We start from the raw sequence: 18,994 nt of genomic DNA, 5'->3' as shown, positions 1-18,994 counted from the left end.
GCCGTCGAGTCGGCCAGGGCCCGCGTGCGCTCCGCCGCGGTCGACGCGTCGAGGGCGCGTCGCGAGGCCTGCACGGCCGTGGCCTCCGCGGCATCCAGTTGCTGCTTCACCTGGGCGACGGCTGTTTCGTCGACGGCCGTGAGCGGGGGTGTCGTCCGCGCTGACAGCGCTGACGCGCTCGCCGGGGCGATGAGGAGGGCGCCCGCCAGCACGGCGCACGCGAGGAGCGTGTGACCTCTGCGACGGATGGGACCCATGAGGTCACGGTAGAGCACGCGGACCCCCCGCGCCCAGCTCCGGAGTGCGGTCGCTGGTAGGGTGGACACGAATGCCGTCTTGGCATCCGCTCAATTTCATATGAGCTCACGGAGCAGGCCGGCAGACGCTGGTCCCCTGTGGTGGACTCCCCGTCGTTTGCCGGGTGGTCGTCTACTGGTGGCCAGTCGCCGGGATTTCCGGGTCGACACGTCGGCGCGCCCTTTCTGCCTGTTCCTGCTCCTTCGCATGTCAGCTCGCCGCCCACACGGGGCGGCGAGCCTAAACAAAGAAGGAGGGACCTCTTGGAAGGTCCAGAAATCACCGCCGCTGAAGCCGTTCTCGACAACGGCCGTTTCGGCACCCGCACCATCCGTTTCGAGACCGGCCGCCTCGCCCAGCAGGCGCAGGGCGCCGTCGCCGCCTACCTCGACGAAGAAACGATGCTCCTGTCGGCCACCAGCGCCGGCAAGCACCCGCGTGAAGGCTTCGACTTCTTCCCGCTGACCGTCGACGTCGAGGAGCGCTCGTACGCCGCCGGCAAGATCCCCGGTTCGTTCTTCCGCCGCGAGGGTCGTCCCTCCACCGAGGCCATCCTCGTGTGCCGTCTCATCGACCGCCCGCTGCGTCCGTCGTTCGTCGACGGCCTCCGCAACGAGGTGCAGATCGTCGTCACCGTGCTGTCGATCGCCCCCGGCGAGTTCTACGACGCCCTCGCGATCAACGCGGCGTCGCTGTCGACCCAGATCTCGGGTCTGCCCTTCTCCGGCCCCATCGCGGGTGTGCGCCTCGCGCTCATCCCCGGTCACGGCGAGAACGCCGACCAGTGGGTCGCGTTCCCCACCGTCACCCAGCTCGAAGACGCCGTCTTCGACCTGATCGTCGCGGGCCGCGTGCTCGACGACGGCGACGTCGCCATCATGATGGTGGAGGCCGAAGCCACCGAGGGCAGCTGGAACATGATCAAGGGCGGTGCGACCAAGCCGAACGAGCAGGTCGTCGCCGAGGGTCTCGAGGCTGCGAAGCCCTTCCTGCGTCAGCTCGTCGACGCGCAGAACGAGGTCGCCCGCACCGCGGCCAAGGAGATCCAGTCGTTCCCCGTCTTCCCGGCGTACAGCCAGCAGACGTACGACTTCGTCGCCGGTCGCGCCTACGACCGTCTGGTGCCCGTGTACCAGATCGCCGACAAGCAGGAGCGTCAGAACGCCGACGACGAGGTCAAGACCTCGGTCAAGGAGCAGCTGCTCTCCGCCGTCGAGTCGGGCGAGCTGCCCGCGGTCGCGACGCTGGAGTTCAACGCCGCCTACAAGTCGGTCACCAAGACGATCGTCCGCGGTCGCATCCTCGCCGAGGGCGTTCGCATGGACGGCCGCGGGCTCGCCGACATCCGTCCGCTCGACGCCGAGGTGCAGGTCATCCCGCGCGTTCACGGTTCGGCGATCTTCCAGCGCGGCGAGACCCAGATCCTGGGCGTCACCACGCTGAACATGCTCAAGATGGAGCAGCAGATCGATTCGCTCTCGCCCATCACGAGCAAGCGCTACCTGCACCACTACAACTTCCCGCCGTATTCGACCGGTGAGACCGGCCGTGTCGGCAGCCCGAAGCGTCGCGAGATCGGCCACGGCTTCCTCGCCGAGCGCGCGCTCGTGCCGGTGCTGCCCAGCCGCGAGGAGTTCCCCTACGCGATCCGTCAGGTGTCCGAGGCCCTCGGCTCCAACGGCTCGACATCGATGGGCTCGGTCTGCGCCTCGACCCTGTCGCTGCTGAACGCGGGTGTGCCGCTGCGCGCCCCCGTCGCCGGTATCGCGATGGGCCTGGTCACCGACGAGGTCGACGGCCAGACGCGCTATGCCGCGCTGACCGACATCCTCGGCGCCGAAGACGCCCTCGGCGACATGGACTTCAAGGTCGCGGGTACGTCGGAGTTCATCACGGCGATCCAGCTCGACACCAAGCTCGACGGCATCCCGTCGTCGGTCCTGGCCGCCGCCCTCACCCAGGCGAAAGAGGCGCGTCTGACGATCCTCAACGTCCTGAACGCCGCGATCGACGCGCCCGACGAGATGGCGCCCACCGCGCCCCGCGTCATCAGCGTGCAGATCCCGGTCGACAAGATCGGCGAGCTCATCGGACCCAAGGGCAAGACGATCAACTCCATCCAGGACGAGACCGGCGCCCAGATCTCGATCGAAGACGACGGCACCGTGTACATCGGCGCGACCGACGGCCCCTCGGCCGAGGCCGCCCGTGCGCAGGTGAACGCGATCGCCAACCCGACCAACCCCGAGGTGGGCGAGCAGTTCCTCGGAACCGTCGTGAAGATCGCGACCTTCGGAGCGTTCGTCTCGCTGCTGCCCGGCAAGGACGGCCTGCTGCACGTCAGCGAGGTCCGCAAGCTCGCCGGCGGCAAGCGCGTCGAGAACGTCGAAGACGTGCTCTCGGTCGGTCGCAAGATCCTCGTGCGTATCACGAAGATCGACGACCGCGGCAAGCTGTCGCTCGAGCCCGTCGTCGACGAGGAGGCCACCACCCCTGAGCCCGCCGACACGCAGAGCTCGGCCGCCGCGAGCGAGGGCCCCGAGGCTCCCGCCGAAGGCTGATCCTCACTTGTTCAGATGCCCGTCCCGCCTCGTGCGGGGCGGGCATCCGTCGTGTGACGGGTGAGACGGATGGGAATAGTGTGACGGCGCCGCGCGCAAGCGTTACGCAATGTTTATCGGCGGACCGGGCGAAAGGCGGGTCCCTTTCGGGTGAGCGCCTAATCTCGAAGTACGTCGGGGGGCGTGCTGATACGGCGTCGGCCGTACCGTCGCCTGACGCGGGAGGACCCCATGAGCGGCTCGGGCGTCGGAGAGACGGCGACGCCGCGCCTGCGCCGCGATCGTGCCCCTCACCCCTCCGCGCCCGTCACGCTTCAGGGGCCGGGTCTCGGTTCGCACGTGCGGGTGCCGCTCGGTGAGACAGGGTTCTCGGTCTTCCCGCTGTTCCTCGGCGGCGGCGAGTTCGGCTGGAACGTCGACGCCCGCGAGAGTCATGAGATCCTCGACGCCTACGCCGAGCTCGGCGGGAACGCCCTGCACACGGCCGACAGCTACGCGGCGGGGCGCAGCGAGTTCATCATCGGCGAGTGGCTGCGCACGCGCCGGATGCGCGACGACGCGGTGCTGGCCGTGCGCGTCGGGGGCCACCCCGATCATCCCGGCCTCGACTCGGTCAACCTCGTGCGCGCGGTCGAAGCCTCACTCACCCGTCTCGGCACTGATCGCATCGACGTGCTCTCGCTCGACGCCGCACGTGGCGGCAGGGGGCTGCTCGAAGACACGCTCGCCACCAGCGAGTGGCTGGTGGAATCGGGCAAGGTCCGCGCGATCGGTGCCCACGGCTACACCGCGGCGCAGCTCGTTGAGGCGCGCATCCTGTCATCCGCGGGTTACCCGCGCATCACGGTGCTCGACGTGCCGTACAACGTGCTGCACCGGACGGAGTTCGACGGCGACGTGCGGTTGATCGCCTCGGCGCAGAACATGGCCGTCACCCCGTCCCACCCCCTCGCCCACGGCTTCCTGGCGGGCGAGACGCGCACGCGCGGCCAGTCGCCGAAGTCGGTGCGCGGCACCCAGGTCGCGGCGAACCTGAACCGCCGGGGATCGCGGGTGCTCCGGGCGCTCGACGCCGTCGGGATGGAACTGGGACTCCCGGATGCCGCCGTGGCGGTGGCCTGGCTCCTCGCGCAGAAGATCGTCACGGCGCCGATCGTCAACGCCTTCGCGCCGCGCCATGTCGTGGAGTGCATGCGCGCCGTCGGCGTGCGACTGAGTCGGGCTCAGCTGTCGGATATCGCGCGCGCCGCCGAGTGACGGTCTCCTCTTCGGGGGCGTGACGTAGGCTGGTGGGACCGGCCGGGGGACGGCAGATCGACAACGGGGTGGGCTTCACGTGACGCATTACATCTACCTGGTGCGCCATGGCGAGCACCAGGATGCCGAGCACGGGCTCACCGACGGCCCCCTCTCTCCGCGGGGTCACCGTCAGGCCGCCCTGCTCGCCGACCGCCTCTCGGGTCTTCCCCTCGACGCGGTGTGGCACTCGCCCCTGGAGCGCGCGGCGCAGACGGCGGGTGCCGTGGCCGATCGGTTGCCGGCGGTCTCGCCGGTGTCCTCGGCGCTGCTGTTCGACTGCGTGCCCACGGGTATGACCCCCGAGACGCCCGCCGCCTATGAGCCGTTCTTCGGATCGGTCACCGAGGCCGAGGTCGATGCCGGTCGTGCCCAGATGGCCGACGCGACGGCGGAGTTCCTCGCTCGCAAGGCCGGAGAGGTGCACGAGCTCCTGATCACCCACAACTTCGTGATCTCGTGGTTCGTGCGCGAGGTGCTGCAGGCGCCCGACTGGCGATGGATGACGATCAACCAGGCATACTGCGGTCTCACCGTCATCGCGCAGAAGAAGGGTCGCCCCTGGACGCTGCTCTCGCACAACGACCTCGCACACCTGCCGGTCGAACTGCGCACGGGGCTGGTCGACCCTCTGCCGGTCTGAGACGCGGCGGCCCGCCCGTGTCGGACACCGAGCGGTGGCCGGGCGCGGTGTCCGCGGCGCGTCTGTGGACAGAGCCCGGCCACCGCCCGCGGCGCCGCTTAGGCTGGAACGCATGACGACACGCGTGGCCATCGTGGGCGGAACCGGCAAGCTGGGCGGGGTGATCCGCGAGGTCATCGAGGGCGAAGAGGGGTACGACGTCGTCGCGGTGCTGGGCTCGCGGTCCGACCTCGCCGAGCTCGCCGGGGCCGATCTCGTCGTCGATGCCTCCACTCCCGCCGTCTCCATCGACGTCGTGCGTGCCGCGATCGAACGCGGGATCAACGTGCTCGTCGGTACGTCGGGCTGGTCCAACGAGCGGATCGCGCTCGTGCGGCCCCTGGTCGAAGCGAGCGGTACCGGTGCGGTGTTCATCCCCAACTTCTCGCTCGGTTCCGTCATCGGCAGCGCCCTCGCGGCGGCTGCGGCACCGTTCTTCCCCTCGATCGAGATCATCGAGGCGCACCGCGAGACCAAGGTGGATTCACCGAGCGGAACGGCCGTCCGCACGGCCGAGCTGATCGCCGCGGCCCGCGCCGATGTGGGGCCCGTCGAGTCACCGCACGTCGACCAGCGCGCGCGGGGCCAGCGCGTGGCATCCGTGCCCATCCACTCGCTGCGGCGCCCGGGTGTGGTCGCGCGACAAGAGACGATCCTCTCCGGTGCGGGGGAGTCGCTGACCCTCGTCCACGACACCGTCGACCCCGCCACGGCGTACGCTCCCGGCATCCGTATCGCCCTGGCGGCCGCCCGCGAGGCTCGAGGCGTCGTGATCGGCCTCGACAGTTTCATCGACATCGGGGTGCGCACGCGTCCTGAGACGCCGGAGGCACCCGTCGCCGACGGAGACGTGTCGGGCCAGGTCGCCGGCGCCACCAGCGCATGAGGGTCCGCGTCGCCGTCGCCCTGATGACGGTGCTGCTTCTGCTCTACGTCGCGCTGGCGGGGCAACGTGCCCTCATCCTGGTCACCAGCGGCGAGCCCGTCGCCATCGCCATGGGTGTTGCGCTGTTCGTGCTGCCGCTCCTGGCGCTGTGGGCGATCGGCCGCGAATTGTGGTTCGGCGTCCGAGCCCAGCGGCTCGGCGAGCGATTGGATGCCGAGGGGGGCCTTCCCGACGAAGACCTGCCGGTGCGACCGAGCGGGCGCATCGAACGTGAAGACGGCGACGCGCTGTTCCCGCGGTATCGCGCCGATGTCGAGGAGAACCCCGACGACTGGCGCGCACGTTACCGCCTGGCGCTGGCCTACGACGCGGCGGGCGATCGTCGGCGCGCACGGTCGGCGGTGCGCACGGCGATCCGGCTCGAGAGCGCGGAGCGCCAGACGGGCTGACGGGTGGGGCGCCCTCAGGCGGCGTCGTGGGCGGGGACGGCGGACGCGACAGCCTCCTCGACCGTACGGTGCGTGAAGGTGAAGCCGCTCTCCTCCAGTGCCGCCGGACGCACATCGGCATCCGAGGTCAGCAGAGCCTCGGTCGCATCCTTCCCGAGGGCGAGCTTGACCCCCCACACGGGTGCCCGCAGAAGGTACGGACGGTTCATACGCTGCGCGAGCGCGAAGCCCAGGTCGTTCGCCGTCGCCCGCGTGGGACCGGTCAGGTTCACGGGCCCGGACAGGTCTGAGTCGATGACGTGGCGGATGGCCCGCACCTCGTCGTCGAGGGTGATCCACGGCCACACCTGGGTTCCTCGTCCGATCGGACCCGAGACGCCCAGCTTGGTCAGGAGCAGGAGGGGCTTGAGCACACCCCGCTCATGCACGACGGGAGCGGTGCGCAACAGGGCGACACGGGCGCGATCGCCCGCCGCACGCGCCGCCTCTTCCCAGTCGATGCAGATGTCGACGAGGAATCCGTCACCGCGCGGGGAGGTCTCGGTGAGGACCGCACCGGGCTGAGAGCCGTAGAAGCCCGTCGCGCTCGCGTTGACGAGCGCGGGAGCGTCGTCGCCGAGCTCACGGACGGCGGCGGCCAGGGTGCGCGTGGGCGTGATGCGCGACCACAGCAGGGTGCTCTTGTACGACGGGGTCCACGGGAAGCGTCCGATCGACGCGCCGTTCAGACACACCACCGCGTCGGCGCCCGCGATCACGTCGGGATCCAACGGCGTGGCATCCTGTAGCCACTGAACTTCATGGGGGCTCTCGGGAGCGTGGCGCACCAGAGAACTGACCTCGACGCCGTCGCCGCGCAGCGAGTCGATGAGGGCGGAGCCGATGAGGCCCGACGCGCCGGCGATGACGACGCGTCGGGCGGGGGTCTCAGGCAAGCGTCGCCTCGAGGGTGATGTCGATGCCCGAGAGCGCCTGCGAGACCGGGCAGTTGGCCTTGGCGTCGGCGGCGATCTTCTGGAACGTCTCGTCGTCGAGGCCGGGGACGACCGCGTTGACGTTGAGGTGGCTGCCGGTGATGCCGGTGCCGGGCTTGAAGGTCACGGACGCGGTCGTGTCGACGGATTCCGGCGGCGTGCCGTTGTCGGCGAGGGCGTTGGACAGCGCCATGCTGAAGCACGCGGAGTGCGCGCCGGCGAGCAGTTCTTCGGGCGTCGTGACCGAGCTCGAGCCTTCGCTACGGGCTTTCCAGTTCACGTCGAACGAGCCGATGCCCGACGAGGTGAAAGTGACTTCGCCCGATCCCTCGAACAGGCTGCCCTTCCAGGCGGTGGCTGCTTCGCTCGTGACGGCCATGGGAACCTCCGTGATGTCTGCGCGGCCGGGGTGACCGCGGCGCGTGCGCACGGTCTGGGCGACCGTGACGCGGCCAGCCTAGTGAGCGCGCGCGGCGCCGCCCGGGTCTTGACAGCCCCTCATGCGCCCCCGCTAGGCGAGGGCCGAACCGCGCCGCCCCACGAGTCCGGTGCGCTGCAGGAGCAGGTAGAGCTGGCATCCGAGGCACAGGCCGAACACCGCGTTGAGGAAGGCGGCGACGAAGGCCATTGCGGCGGCGATCGGCAGCGCCCAGGGAACCCCGGCCAGGTGCAGCAGCAGGCCGACCGCGGTCACGAACAGGCCGACGCCCTGCGCGAAGCGCGGAGGACGCGGGTCTTCGAACTCGGTCGGCGGTGACAAGCGCGGCTGGATCACCCGGCGGTAAAGAACGCCCCAGGGCGCGGTGCGGGGCGCGGCGACGCCCCAGATGAACAGCAGGGCGACGACGAGGAGCAGGAGGAAGCCGGGGTCGGCGACGCGGGCGCCGAGGGACGCTTGCTGCACGGCCCAGACCGAGGGGGCGAAGGACTCGTCCGACAGAGGTTGGTAGGCGAAGAAACCTTCGGTGGCGCGTGTCGAGATGCCGACGAGGCTGAGCACCGTCGCGACCAGCAGCAGGACCGCGGTGATGGATGCCGCGAAGCGCGGGCCGCGGGCATCGATGCGCGAGACGTCAGGCATGGGTGTTCTCCTTCAGCAGTCGGTCGAGCTCCAGATCGATGACGGCGCGGCCGGGGGGTCCGCCGAACCGCGTGCGGATCGCCCCGCGTCGGTCGAGGACGAGGGTGGTCGGTGTCTGCAGGACGCGGAAGTGTTGCGCGAGGTCGGGACGATGCGTGAGGTCCACGTCGAGGTGGCGGACGCCGGCGCGCGCGTCGGCGACCTCGGACAGCATGCGATGCACACCCGGGCAGCGCGAGCACATCTCGGTGCTGAACTGCACCAGCGTCGCCTTCTCGCCGAGTCCGTCGGCGCCGAGACGCCGGGGATCCACGACCTCGGCCGAATCGACCGCACGAGCGCGGCCCTGTCGGCGGCGCAGGGCGAGCCCGGCGACGACCGTCAGGGCGACGAGCGCCCCGGCCGCGATGAGCGCGAGAGTCAGATCCACGACACGCAACGCTAATGCGCGTCGACGCGCCGGGGGCCGATGAGTCGCAGCATGACGACGGCCGCGAGGGGTCCTCGCGACGGCGCCGCACCGGCATCCCTCCTCCCCAGCCGGAGTACATCCCCGGTGCCGTGCGCGCACTCTCTTCACGGCGCGTGCGCGGGTATCGTGAACCGCGTGACAGCCGACATCCCGACCCCGTACGAAGACCTGCTCCGCGATGTGCTCGCGACCGGTGTCCACAAGTCCGATCGCACGGGCACCGGCACCACCAGCGTCTTCGGGCGACAGATCCGTTTCGATCTGGCCGAGGGCTTCCCCCTCGTCACCACGAAGCGCGTGCACCTCAAATCGATCGTGTACGAACTGCTGTGGTTCCTGCGAGGGGAGTCCAACGTCGCCTGGCTGCAGGAGAACGGCGTCTCGATCTGGGACGAATGGGCGGATGCCGACGGCGAACTCGGCCCCGTCTACGGGGTGCAGTGGCGCTCATGGCCGACCGCCGACGGCGGCACCATCGACCAGATCACCCAGGTCATCGAGCAGATCCGCCGCGACCCCGACTCGCGTCGGCTGATCGTGTCGGCCTGGAACCCGGCCGACATTCCCGACATGGCGCTCGCGCCCTGCCACGCGCTGTTCCAGTTCTACGTCGCCGACGGCAAGCTGTCGTGCCAGCTGTATCAACGCAGCGCCGACATGTTCCTCGGCGTCCCGTTCAACATCGCGTCGTACGCGCTTCTCACCCTCATGGTCGCCCAGCAGACGGGCTTGGAGCCGGGTGAATTCGTCTGGACGGGCGGCGATTGCCACGTGTACGACAACCACCGCGAGCAGGTGGCCGAGCAACTCACCCGCGAGCCCTACGCGTACCCGACGCTGCGTTTCGCCCGGACGCCGGAGTCGATCTTCGACTACGCCTACGACGACATCGTCGTCGAGAACTACCAGCACCACCCCGCCATCCGCGCGGCCGTCGCGGTATGACCACGCTCGGGCTCGTCTGGGCGCAGGCGCACGACGGCGTGATCGGCGCCGACGGGGGGATGCCGTGGCACGTGCCCGAAGACCTGGCGCACTTCCGTGCGGTCACGGGGTCGTCCGACGTCATCATGGGCCGGCGTACGTGGGAGTCGCTCCCCCCGCGGTTCCGGCCGCTCCCGGGTCGCCGCAACATCGTGGTCACCCGATCTGCGGACGGGGCGGTCGACGGGGCGCACCGCGCAGCCTCGCTCGACGACGCGCTCGCGCTGGCCGCGGGTGACGAGGTGTGGGTCATCGGGGGCGGTCGCCTCTACGCCGAGGCCATCCACCGCGCCGACGTCATCGAACTCACCCGACTCGACGTCGCCGTCGAGGGCGACACCTTCGCCCCGTCGCTCGACGGATGGCGCACCGTGTCCGGCGACCCCGCCGACGTCTGGCACACGTCGACGAGCGGCATCCGGTACCGTTTCGAGACCCTCCGGCCGTCGGGGAGCTGACGTGGCGATCGCGCTGATCACCGGCGCCAGCTCAGGGCTCGGCGCGGAGTTCGCACGCCAGCTCGCCACCCGTGGGGCCGACCTCGTGATCGTCGCCCGCGACCGCCTCGCGCTCGAGGCGCTCGCCGCCGACCTGCGCGGTCGTCACCGGGTGCGGGTCGAGGTGATCGTCGCCGATCTGCTCGACGACGACGCGCGCGGCATGGTCGAGGCGCGACTCGCAGACGGCGTCGACGTGCTCGTCAACAACGCCGGATTCGGTCTCGACCTCGCGTTCGCCGACAACCCCATCGACGACGAGGTGCGGCACCTCCGCCTGCACGCCGAGGCGGCCATGCGCCTCACCCACGCCGCGCTCGGGCCCATGCTCGCGCGGGGGAGCGGCCGGATCGTCAACGTCGCCTCGGTCGCGGGCTTCGTCCCGCGCGGCACCTACGGCGCGGCCAAGGGCTGGCTCATCTCGTTCAGCCGGTGGGCCAATGTGGTCTACCGGCCCCGGGGCGTCACCGTCACCGCGGTGTGCCCCGGCTTCGTGCACACGAACTTCCACGAGCGTCTCGGTCTCGCCCCGGGTCACGAGGGAGTCGCCCCCGGTCTGTGGCTCGACGCGGCGACCGTCGTGCGGCAGGGACTCCGTGCGGCCGCACGTGGGCGAGCGGTGAGCGTGCCGTCATGGCGCTACAAGATCCTCGTGGCGGGTTCGCGGCTGCTCCCCGACCGCGCCGTCGTACGCGCAGCGGCTCGGGGGCGGTGAACCACCGCGGCGTTCCTCGACGGATGTCCGATGCCAGGGCCCGGGCTTGAGCCGCGTCGTGGGGCGCCGACTTCGCGCGTCGAGACACGGTGACGACGGCCCCGCCATGACGGCTCCGCCACGACGCCGCGGCGCGACGCCCCGCCACGGCCTCCCACCTCGAGGCACGGCGCCGCGGCCGCGTCCCGCTCGTCTAGCGGAATCGCCCCAGCCGGATGCCCGCGAAAGCCAGCGCCGCGATCGTCTCACCGTCGGTGATCTCCCCGTCGGCGATGAGGCGCAGTGCGTCGGCGAACGGCACCCATCGCACGGCGTCGATCCCCTCCTCGCGCTGCGAGATCGCGGCATCCACCACCGTCAGACCCCGCGCGAGGAAGACGTATTCGGGGGCGTCGGCGATGCCGTTCAGGGCGTTCATGCGCCCGAGGGACTGCCAGTCGGATGCCGTGACGCCGGTCTCCTCGAGCAGTTCGCGCCGGGCGGCCACCAGCGGATCCTCCCCGTCGGAGCCGCCCGCCGGAACCTCGATGGAAAGCCCGGTGGTGTAGCGGTCCAGCTCGACCAAGCAGACACGGTCCACCTCGTCGAGGGCGATCACGAACACCGCGGGGTGCTGCATCCGGACGACCCCGTAGATGCCGTCGCCGTGCGGCCCGGTCACCTCGTCTTCGCGCACGTGGATCCAGCGGTTCTCGTACGTGGTGCGCGTGGTGCGGGTGGTCCAGGCCATGCCGCCACCCTAGGCCGCTCGGTGGTCGCGGATTGTTCACCACAGACGGGCGCCCCGCCGGGGGAGGCGCCCGCCGAACCGATAACCTGGACGTATGACGCACTCCGGCAATCCCTTCGGTCAGGTGCTCGTCGCGCTCATCACCCCGATGACCGCCGACGGCGAAGTCGATTGGCCCGCCACAGAGAAGCACATCGACGACGTCATCACCGCCGGTGCCGACGGCATCGTCGTCACGGGCACGACCGGTGAGACCTCCACCCTCACCGACCCTGAGAAGCTGCGGCTGGTCGAGGTCGGCAAAGACGTCTCGGCCGGGCGCGCCAAGATCATCACCGGCGGCGGATCGAACGAGACCGCCCACGCCATCGAGCTCTACAAGGCCAGCGAGAAGGCCGGCGCCGACGGCATCATGATCGTCACGCCGTACTACAACAAGCCCACGCAGGCCGGCATCCTGACGCACTTCCGTCTCGTCGCCGACGCCACCGACCTGCCCGTCATCCTGTACGACATCCCCGGTCGCACGGGCGTGCCCATCAAGTACGAGACGATCCTGCGCCTCGCCAAGCACCCCAACATCCTCGCGATCAAAGACGCCAAGGGCGATTTCAGCGAGGTCAGCCGGGTGCTCAACCAGACCGACCTGATCTACTTCTCGGGCGATGACGCCAACGTCCTCCCGCACCTCTCGATCGGGGCGTCGGGCCTCATCGGCGTGACGGCCAACATCGCCGCGGCTCCGTACCGCACGATCGTCGATGCCGTGAACGCCGGCGACCTGGCATCCGCCACCGCCGCCCACAAGGGACTCGAGCCGCTCGTGCGCGCGGTCATGACGCACGTGCCGGGGACGGTCGCCGCGAAGTACATCCTGCACGGGCTCGGCCGCATCGGCAGCCCGCGCGTGCGTCTGCCCCTCGTCGGTCCCGAAGAGTGGGAGGCCGCCGTGATCGAAGACGAGCTGGCCCTCGTGAAAGACGTGGCCGGCGCCGACTTCTCCAACTTCCGCCCCGACCGCAATGCGGCCGCCGGCGGCGCCCTGCCGAAGGTGCATGGCACCACGCGATAAGAACATCGGCGTCCGCCGATCCGCGGCCAGGGACGCCACACAGAGGGATGCCACGCGGTGGCATCCGAGGAGGCAATATGCCCACGACCGTCTATGATCCCCCCGCCCTCGCTCCCGGCACCCTGCGCGTGATCCCGCTCGGCGGCCTCGGCGAGGTCGGTCGCAACATGACCGTGTTCGAGTACGAGGGCAAGCTCCTCGTCGTCGACTGCGGTGTGCTGTTCCCCGAGGAGCACCAGCCCGGGGTCGACCTGATCCTGCCCGACTTCGAGCCCATCAAGCACCGCCTCGACGACATCGTCGGCGTCGTGCTCACCCACGGTCACGAAGACCACATCGGCGCCGTTCCCTACCTGCTCAAGCTCAAGGCCGACATCCCCCTCATCGGTTCGGGCCTCACTCTCGCCCTCATCGAGGCGAAGCTGAAAGAGCACCGGATCCGCCCCTACACGCTGACCGTGAAAGAGGGTCAGCGTGAGCAGGTCGGCCCGTTCGACCTCGAGTTCGTCGCCGTCAACCACTCCATCCCCGACGCGCTCGCCGTCGCCATCCGAACCCCCGCGGGCCTCGTGCTGGCCACCGGCGACTTCAAGATGGACCAGCTGCCGCTCGACGGCCGCATCACCGACCTCCGCGCGTTCGCGCGGCTGGGCGAAGAGGGCGTCGACCTGTTCCTGGTGGACTCCACGAATGCCGATGTCCCGGGCTTCACCCCCGCCGAGAAGGCCATCGGCCCCGTGCTCGATCAGGTCATCGCGCGCGCGCCGCGCCGCGTCGTCGTGGCGAGCTTCTCGAGTCACGTGCACCGTGTGCAGCAGGTGCTCGACGCCGCCCACGCGAACGGGCGCCGCGTGGCGCTGCTCGGGCGCAGCATGGTGCGCAACATGGGTATCGCCGCCGACCTCGGCTACCTGAACGTGCCCGACGGCGTGCTGATCGACTACAAGAAGGCCCGCGACCTGCCCGACAACAAGATCGTCTACATGTCGACCGGGTCTCAGGGTGAGCCGATGGCGGTGCTCAGCCGCATGGCCAACCTCGACCACGCGATCGAACCGGGCGAGGGCGACACGATCATCCTGGCATCCAGCCAGATCCCCGGGAACGAGAACGCGATCTACCGCGTGATCGACGGGCTGACCAAGCTCGGCGCGACCGTCGTGCACAAGGGCAACGCCAAGGTGCACGTGTCGGGTCACGCCGCCGCGGGTGAGCTGCTCTACTGCTACAACATCCTCAAGCCCAAGAACGTCCTGCCCGTGCACGGCGAGTACCGCCACCTCATGGCGAACGCGAAGCTGGCGCGCGAGACGGGGATCCCGGAAGAGAACACGATCCTCGGCGAGAACGGCACCGTGGTGGACCTCCGCGACGGCGTCGCGCGCGTCGTCGGCCAGGTCGACATCGGATTCGTCTACGTCGACGGTTCGTCGGTGGGAGAGATCACGGATGCCGACCTCAAGGACCGCCGCATCCTGGGCGAGGAGGGCTTCATCTCGGTGATCGTCGTCGTCGATTCGGCGACGGGCAAGATCATCTCGGGTCCCGAGATCCACGCCCGCGGGTTCGCCGAGGACGACAAGGTGTTCGACAGCGTCAAGCCCAAGATCGCCGCTGCCCTGGCCGAGGCGGCCAAGTCGGGTGTCCGCGACAACCACGCGCTCCAGCAGGTCGTGCGCCGCACCATCGGTCGCTGGGTCAACCAGTCGCTCCGTCGTCGGCCGATGATCGTCCCGATGGTCATCGAGGCCTGATCGACACGAAGCGCCGCGGGTTCGCCCGCGGCGCTTCGTCGTTCCCGCGCGGGTGGCCCCCTCGGTGATCGCTCCGTGCGCGCCGGGTGGGGTGAGGGTGCGGCTGCCTTGCGGACCTCGCCGTTCTGTCGCGAGCGGCGCTTGTCGCTATCATGCGGGCATGCCCGCTCTCCCGATCCGCGCGGCGCTCCGGTCTGACGGCGTGTTCCTGGCCGACATGGCCGTCGAGGCCGCCAATTGGCGTGCCGGCGCCGCGCGTCCGCGCCACGAGATCATCAGCAGCCCGGAGTACAGCAGGTACATCGCCGGCTGGCTCCGTCCCGGCGACGCCGGGTTCATCGCCGAATCTCCCGGCGGTGAGCCGGTGGGCGCCGCGTGGTACCGCATGCTGCCCCGTGACGAGCCCGGTTTCGGCTGGGTGGGCACCGGTGTCCCCGAACTGATCATCGGCGTACGGCCGGTGTGGAGAGCCCACGGAATCGGCCGCGCCCTGCTGCGGCGGCTCGCCGACCACGCCCGCGGCGAGGGGTATGCGCGCATCAGCCTCAGCGTCGAGCGCGACAACTACGCGGTCTCGCTGTACCGGTCGGAGGGTTTCGCGGTCGTCCGCCGCGGGATCGGACGCGACGCCATGGTCAAGCGGCTGGGCTGAACCCCGCGTCGGTGCGAGCGAATGTCGGAGGTGCCGCCTACCGTGGAGGAATGGCTCGTACCTCGTCCCCGTCCGGCGGCCGCGCCCCCGCGAAGGGGTCAGCGCGGTCCAAGGCCCCCGCTCCCGCGCCCAAGCGCTACGTCGACGAGCCCGAGAAGCCCGCGGTAGCCGTTCGCGCGTGGATGGCGGTCGCCCACGGCGTCGGCGGCATGTTCCGCGCGTTCGGCCCCGAGACCCTCGAACGCGATCAGCGTCGCGACGGGTTCCCGTTCTTCCTCGTCGTGCTCGCCGTGATCGGCGCGGTCGTCGAGTGGTTCTTCATCGGGACGGATGCCGCGGCGATCATCAGCGCCTACAGCTTCGGCGCCCTCGTCGGTCGCGTCGCGTTCGTACTCCCGGTGCTGCTTCTCCTGCTCGCGGGCTGGCTCTTCCGCCACCCGGCCTCCGTTCATGACAACGGGCGGGTGGGGATCGGCTTCGGCTTGTTCGTCGTGACCGTCGCCGGCTTCCTGCACGTCGCGGGCGATCGTCCCGTGCCCAACCAGGGCGGCCTGCCCGCCCTGAGCCCTGCCGGCGGTATCACCGGGTGGATCGTCGGTGAGCCCCTCGCGCTCGTCCTGCAAGACGTGGGCGCCTACATCGCACTGTCGCTGCTCGCCGTGCTGAGCGTCCTCATCCTCACCAAGACGCCGCCCAACCGCATCGGTCGTCGTCTGGGCGACCTGTACGCGTGGATGTTCGGGGTCGAACGCACCGAGCGGCCCGATCCGGCCACCAAGGCGCTCCCCGTCGACGACGACGATGACGCGCCCGCCGAGAAATCGCTCCCGTGGTGGCGGCGCAACCGATCCGGGCGTGAAGAAGACGCCGACGGCGCGCTCCGGTCCGACGACCTCACGACGCTGCTGTCCCCGGGGACGCCGCAGGGCGGCTTCGAGTCGGCGGTCGTCGCTCCCGAGCCGGTAGCGCCACGCGTGTCGACGCCGTCCGTGACGCCTCCGCCGCGCCCCCCGGCCCCCGATGCGGTGACCGAGATCTTCGACCCACGCGTCCTCCAGGCGGCCGCATCCGGCCGCGGCCTCCACGACGACTCGCCGGTCGACGACAGTGTCGGCGACGACGACCTGCCCGGCATCGCGGGCCTCGGCGGCGACAACGCCGGTGCGCCGCCGGCGGCCAACTACCGCCTCCCGGCCGTCACCGCGCTGGCCAGCGGCACACCGCCCAAGGCGCGATCGGCCGCCAACGACGCGGTCGTCGCGGCCATCGAGAGCGTGATGCAGCAGTTCAAGGTCGACGCGCGCGTCACCGGGTTCTCGCGTGGTCCGACAGTCACGCAGTACGAGATCGAGGTGGGGCACGGTGTCAAGGTCGAGCGCATCACCGCCCTGACGAACAACATCGCCTACGCCGTCGCCTCGAACGAGGTGCGCATCCTCGCCCCCATCCCGGGTAAGAGCGCGATCGGTGTAGAGATCCCCAACGCCGATCGCGAGATCGTCACGCTCGGCGACATCCTCCGATCGGATGCCGCCACCACCTCGACCCACCCGATGACCATCGGCGTCGGCAAAGACGTGGGCGGCGGGTTCGTCGTGGCCAACCTCGCGAAGATGCCCCACCTGCTGGTGGCCGGTTCGACCGGTTCCGGCAAGTCGAGCTTCGTGAACTCGATGATCACGAGCCTGCTCATGCGGGCCAAGCCGTCCGACGTGCGAATGGTGCTCATCGACCCGAAGCGCGTCGAGTTGACCTCGTACGCGGGCGTCCCGCACCTCATCACGCCCATCATCACCAACCCGAAGAAGGCCGCCGAGGCGCTGCAGTGGGTCGTGAAAGAGATGGACATGCGTTACGACGACCTCGCGTCGTTCGGCTTCCGGCACATCGACGACTTCAACCGGGCCGTCGTCGCCGGTGAGTTGAAGCTGCCGGTGGGTAGCGAGCGCGTGCTCAAGCCTTACCCCTATCTCCTCGTGGTCGTCGACGAGCTCGCCGACCTCATGATGGTCGCTCCCCGCGATGTCGAAGACTCGATCGTGCGAATCACGCAGCTCGCCCGGGCCAGTGGCATCCACCTCGTCCTGGCGACGCAGCGACCGTCGGTCGACGTCGTGACGGGACTCATCAAGGCCAACGTGCCCTCGCGTCTCGCGTTCGCGGTGACGAGCGTCACGGACTCCCGCGTCATCCTCGACCAGCCGGGCGCCGACCGGCTGATCGGCCAGGGCGACGGGTTGTTCCTTCCGATGGGCGCATCGAAGGCGGTCCGCGTGCAGGGCGCGTGGGTGAGTGAGCAAGAGATCGAGAAGGTCGTCGCGCACGTCACGCAGCAGGCGCGGCCCGAGTACCGTTCCGACGTGCAGGCCGCTGCCGAGAAGAAAGAGATCGACGCCGACATCGGTGACGATCTCGAGCTGCTCCTCGCCGCCGCCGAGCTCGTCGTGTCGACCCAGTTCGGATCGACCTCGATGCTGCAGCGCAAGCTCCGTGTCGGCTTTGCCAAGGCCGGACGTCTGATGGACCTTCTCGAGTCGCGCGAGATCGTCGGCCCCTCGGAGGGGTCGAAGGCCCGCGATGTGCTCGTCACCAACGAACAGCTGCCGGCGGTGATGGCCCGCCTGCGCGGCGACGACACACCGTCCGCCCCCGTGACCGCGTCTTCCGACGATCGCTACGGCGACGACCCCATCGAGGCGCAGTTCGAGGGTCTCCCGGTCGTGAACGATGACGATGACGAGGGTTCGGAAGACGCCTGGCAGCTGACGGGACGCGACTGATGGCCGTCCATCCTCAGCTGCCCAACGCGATCACGATCGCGCGCATCCTCTGCGCGCCGATCTTCCTGTGGATGCTCCTGGCCGACGGGGGCGCGGGCGGCGGATTGCGGTGGGCGGCGGCAGTGCTGTTCATCGTCGCCATCGCCACAGACGGTGTCGACGGCTACATCGCGCGTCGGTACAACATCGTCAGCGATCTCGGCAAGCTCCTCGACCCCATCGCCGACAAGGTTCTGACGGGTGTCGCCTTCGTCGGCCTCTCCATCCTGGGCGAGCTCGATTGGTGGGTCACGATCGTCGTGCTCGTGCGCGAGATCGGCATCACCGTCTACCGATTCATCGTCGTCAGTGACCACGTGCTGGCGGCTGCCTGGATGGGCAAGCTCAAGACCGTCTTCCAGTCCATCGCGCTGTCCATCGCGCTTCTGCCGCTGGCGAGCCTGTCGGATGCGGCGGTCTGGCAGAGCGCCGTGTGGTGGGCGAGCGTGGTGACGATGACGATCGCGGTGGTCCTCACGATCGCGTCGGGTATCGACTACATCGTGACCGAGGTCCGCGCCGCGCGGAAGCGCGGAAGCCGGTGATCGACGGCGTCCCCGAGGACTTCGACGAAACCGTCGTGCGAACGCCCCGAGAAAGCGCCGGGCTCCTGCTCGAGCGTCTCGGCGAGCTCGGATGGACGATCGCGGTAGCGGAGTCGCTCACCGGTGGCCTCGTCGTCTCGTCTCTGGTCGACGTCCCGGGGGCCTCGCGAGCGGTGCGCGGGGGAGTGGTCGCGTATGCGACCGACCTGAAACACGGCGTGCTGGGCGTCGATCAGGCGCTCCTCGACGCCCACGGTGCCGTACACCCCCGTGTCGCCCGACAGATGGCGCGCGGTGTTCGGGACGTCCTCGGCCGTAACGGGGTCGCCGCTGACGTGGGAATCGCCACGACCGGGGTCGCGGGCCCCGACGAGCAGGACGGCCAGCCCGTCGGGACCGTGCACATCGCCGTATCGACACCGCTGGGCACTCGCGTCGACTCGCTCGTCATCGCGGGCGACAGAGAGCGCATCCGCCGCGAGACCGCCCATCTGGCGATCCGTCGCGCGTTGGCTGCGCTATGACGCG

Annotated in this window: 20 protein-coding genes; 14 read left to right on the top strand and 6 right to left on the bottom strand. The window is 70.0% G+C overall.

Features of this window, described 5'->3' with window-relative positions:
* Nucleotides 1-257 (bottom strand): hypothetical protein (locus RWP81_RS04960; protein WP_314452953.1); only part of this gene is annotated, 257 nt, incomplete at its 3' end.
* 303 nt (nucleotides 258-560) lie between these two features.
* Here RWP81_RS04960 and RWP81_RS04955 point away from each other — a divergent pair.
* The 5 genes from RWP81_RS04955 to RWP81_RS04935 all read left to right on the top strand — a co-directional run bounded on the left by RWP81_RS04955 (nucleotide 561) and on the right by RWP81_RS04935 (nucleotide 6,171).
* Nucleotides 561-2,858, top strand: a complete 2,298-nt coding sequence (locus RWP81_RS04955) for a polyribonucleotide nucleotidyltransferase (RefSeq protein WP_314452949.1) — start codon at nucleotides 561-563, stop codon at nucleotides 2,856-2,858.
* A 231-nt stretch (nucleotides 2,859-3,089) separates the two neighbouring features.
* Nucleotides 3,090-4,115, top strand: a complete 1,026-nt coding sequence (locus RWP81_RS04950; RefSeq protein WP_314452947.1) for an aldo/keto reductase — start codon at nucleotides 3,090-3,092, stop codon at nucleotides 4,113-4,115.
* 79 nt (nucleotides 4,116-4,194) lie between these two features.
* The gene (locus RWP81_RS04945) at nucleotides 4,195-4,797 is read left to right on the top strand and encodes a histidine phosphatase family protein (RefSeq protein WP_314452944.1); all 603 of its coding nucleotides are present in this window, start codon (nucleotides 4,195-4,197) and stop codon (nucleotides 4,795-4,797) included.
* A gap of 112 nt (nucleotides 4,798-4,909) precedes the next feature.
* Nucleotides 4,910-5,722 (top strand): 4-hydroxy-tetrahydrodipicolinate reductase, encoded by an 813-nt coding sequence (gene dapB, locus RWP81_RS04940; RefSeq protein ID WP_314452941.1) that lies wholly within the window; start codon nucleotides 4,910-4,912, stop codon nucleotides 5,720-5,722.
* A complete protein-coding gene (locus tag RWP81_RS04935; RefSeq protein WP_314452938.1) occupies nucleotides 5,719-6,171 on the top strand; it encodes a hypothetical protein in 453 nt (150 codons plus the stop codon). Before dapB ends, RWP81_RS04935 begins: the two co-directional genes overlap by 4 nt.
* A 14-nt stretch (nucleotides 6,172-6,185) precedes the next feature.
* Here the strand turns inward: RWP81_RS04935 and RWP81_RS04930 are convergent, their stop codons facing one another.
* The 4 genes from RWP81_RS04930 to RWP81_RS04915 all read right to left on the bottom strand — a co-directional run bounded on the left by RWP81_RS04930 (nucleotide 6,186) and on the right by RWP81_RS04915 (nucleotide 8,656).
* On the bottom strand, nucleotides 6,186-7,106 hold the full coding sequence (locus tag RWP81_RS04930) for a TIGR01777 family oxidoreductase (protein WP_314452935.1): 921 nt from the start codon (nucleotides 7,104-7,106) through the stop codon (nucleotides 6,186-6,188).
* Nucleotides 7,099-7,524 (bottom strand): OsmC family peroxiredoxin, encoded by a 426-nt coding sequence (locus tag RWP81_RS04925; protein ID WP_055957872.1) that lies wholly within the window; start codon nucleotides 7,522-7,524, stop codon nucleotides 7,099-7,101. Before RWP81_RS04925 ends, RWP81_RS04930 begins: the two co-directional genes overlap by 8 nt.
* A 132-nt stretch (nucleotides 7,525-7,656) precedes the next feature.
* Entirely contained in the window at nucleotides 7,657-8,226 is a 570-nt protein-coding gene (locus tag RWP81_RS04920) for a DUF4395 domain-containing protein (RefSeq protein ID WP_314452931.1), read from the bottom strand.
* Entirely contained in the window at nucleotides 8,219-8,656 is a 438-nt protein-coding gene (locus RWP81_RS04915; protein ID WP_314452928.1) for a thioredoxin family protein, read from the bottom strand. Before RWP81_RS04915 ends, RWP81_RS04920 begins: the two co-directional genes overlap by 8 nt.
* 177 nt (nucleotides 8,657-8,833) lie before the next feature.
* On the opposite strand from RWP81_RS04915, the gene RWP81_RS04910 reads away from it, so the two are divergent.
* From RWP81_RS04910 to RWP81_RS04900, 3 genes are read left to right on the top strand one after another with little or no spacing between them, the layout of a single operon-like run.
* Nucleotides 8,834-9,643, top strand: coding sequence for a thymidylate synthase (locus tag RWP81_RS04910; RefSeq protein WP_314452925.1), 810 nt, complete (start codon nucleotides 8,834-8,836; stop codon nucleotides 9,641-9,643).
* Nucleotides 9,640-10,140 carry a dihydrofolate reductase gene (locus RWP81_RS04905; protein WP_314452923.1) on the top strand — a complete coding sequence of 167 codons (501 nt, stop codon included), beginning with the start codon at nucleotides 9,640-9,642 and terminating at the stop codon, nucleotides 10,138-10,140. Before RWP81_RS04910 ends, RWP81_RS04905 begins: the two co-directional genes overlap by 4 nt.
* A gap of 1 nt (nucleotide 10,141) precedes the next feature.
* On the top strand, nucleotides 10,142-10,894 hold the full coding sequence (locus tag RWP81_RS04900) for an SDR family NAD(P)-dependent oxidoreductase (protein WP_314452921.1): 753 nt from the start codon (nucleotides 10,142-10,144) through the stop codon (nucleotides 10,892-10,894).
* A gap of 193 nt (nucleotides 10,895-11,087) precedes the next feature.
* Here the strand turns inward: RWP81_RS04900 and RWP81_RS04895 are convergent, their stop codons facing one another.
* On the bottom strand, nucleotides 11,088-11,624 hold the full coding sequence (locus tag RWP81_RS04895; protein ID WP_314452918.1) for an NUDIX hydrolase: 537 nt from the start codon (nucleotides 11,622-11,624) through the stop codon (nucleotides 11,088-11,090).
* A 94-nt stretch (nucleotides 11,625-11,718) separates the two neighbouring features.
* Between RWP81_RS04895 and dapA the strand changes: the two genes are divergently transcribed.
* From dapA to RWP81_RS04865, 6 genes are all read left to right on the top strand, one after another.
* The gene (gene dapA / locus RWP81_RS04890; protein WP_314452917.1) at nucleotides 11,719-12,696 is read left to right on the top strand and encodes a 4-hydroxy-tetrahydrodipicolinate synthase; all 978 of its coding nucleotides are present in this window, start codon (nucleotides 11,719-11,721) and stop codon (nucleotides 12,694-12,696) included.
* 77 nt (nucleotides 12,697-12,773) lie between these two features.
* Entirely contained in the window at nucleotides 12,774-14,450 is a 1,677-nt protein-coding gene (locus RWP81_RS04885; protein ID WP_314452915.1) for a ribonuclease J, read from the top strand.
* A 160-nt stretch (nucleotides 14,451-14,610) separates the two neighbouring features.
* Nucleotides 14,611-15,102: a GNAT family N-acetyltransferase gene (locus tag RWP81_RS04880; RefSeq protein WP_055957843.1), complete on the top strand. Its 492-nt coding sequence runs from the start codon at nucleotides 14,611-14,613 to the stop codon at nucleotides 15,100-15,102.
* A gap of 50 nt (nucleotides 15,103-15,152) precedes the next feature.
* A complete protein-coding gene (locus tag RWP81_RS04875; protein WP_314452908.1) occupies nucleotides 15,153-17,882 on the top strand; it encodes a DNA translocase FtsK in 2,730 nt (909 codons plus the stop codon).
* Entirely contained in the window at nucleotides 17,882-18,466 is a 585-nt protein-coding gene (pgsA, locus tag RWP81_RS04870) for a CDP-diacylglycerol--glycerol-3-phosphate 3-phosphatidyltransferase (RefSeq protein ID WP_314452905.1), read from the top strand. Before RWP81_RS04875 ends, pgsA begins: the two co-directional genes overlap by 1 nt.
* On the top strand, nucleotides 18,463-18,990 hold the full coding sequence (locus RWP81_RS04865; protein ID WP_399540549.1) for a CinA family protein: 528 nt from the start codon (nucleotides 18,463-18,465) through the stop codon (nucleotides 18,988-18,990). Before pgsA ends, RWP81_RS04865 begins: the two co-directional genes overlap by 4 nt.
* The last annotated feature ends 4 nt before the right edge of the window (nucleotides 18,991-18,994 follow it).

It is taken from the genome of uncultured Microbacterium sp. (assembly GCF_963521695.1).
Classification (GTDB): domain Bacteria; phylum Actinomycetota; class Actinomycetes; order Actinomycetales; family Microbacteriaceae; genus Microbacterium.
Note: the sequence above shows the minus strand (reverse complement) of the source record. Positions and strands in the feature narration are given on the sequence as shown.

Excerpts from the sequence above, each read along its gene's own strand:
- pgsA (WP_314452905.1), top strand. The coding sequence starts at position 17,882 with ATGGCCGTCCATCCTCAGCTGCCCAACGCGATCACGATCGCGCGCATC.
- RWP81_RS04880 (WP_055957843.1), top strand. The coding sequence starts at position 14,611 with ATGCCCGCTCTCCCGATCCGCGCGGCGCTCCGGTCTGACGGCGTGTTC.
- dapA (WP_314452917.1), top strand. The coding sequence starts at position 11,719 with ATGACGCACTCCGGCAATCCCTTCGGTCAGGTGCTCGTCGCGCTCATC.
- RWP81_RS04905 (WP_314452923.1), top strand. The coding sequence starts at position 9,640 with ATGACCACGCTCGGGCTCGTCTGGGCGCAGGCGCACGACGGCGTGATC.
- RWP81_RS04875 (WP_314452908.1), top strand. The coding sequence starts at position 15,153 with ATGGCTCGTACCTCGTCCCCGTCCGGCGGCCGCGCCCCCGCGAAGGGG.
- RWP81_RS04895 (WP_314452918.1), bottom strand. The coding sequence starts at position 11,624 with ATGGCCTGGACCACCCGCACCACGCGCACCACGTACGAGAACCGCTGG.
- RWP81_RS04925 (WP_055957872.1), bottom strand. The coding sequence starts at position 7,524 with ATGGCCGTCACGAGCGAAGCAGCCACCGCCTGGAAGGGCAGCCTGTTC.
- RWP81_RS04935 (WP_314452938.1), top strand. The coding sequence starts at position 5,719 with ATGAGGGTCCGCGTCGCCGTCGCCCTGATGACGGTGCTGCTTCTGCTC.
- RWP81_RS04920 (WP_314452931.1), bottom strand. The coding sequence starts at position 8,226 with ATGCCTGACGTCTCGCGCATCGATGCCCGCGGCCCGCGCTTCGCGGCA.
- RWP81_RS04950 (WP_314452947.1), top strand. The coding sequence starts at position 3,090 with ATGAGCGGCTCGGGCGTCGGAGAGACGGCGACGCCGCGCCTGCGCCGC.
- dapB (WP_314452941.1), top strand. The coding sequence starts at position 4,910 with ATGACGACACGCGTGGCCATCGTGGGCGGAACCGGCAAGCTGGGCGGG.
- RWP81_RS04885 (WP_314452915.1), top strand. The coding sequence starts at position 12,774 with ATGCCCACGACCGTCTATGATCCCCCCGCCCTCGCTCCCGGCACCCTG.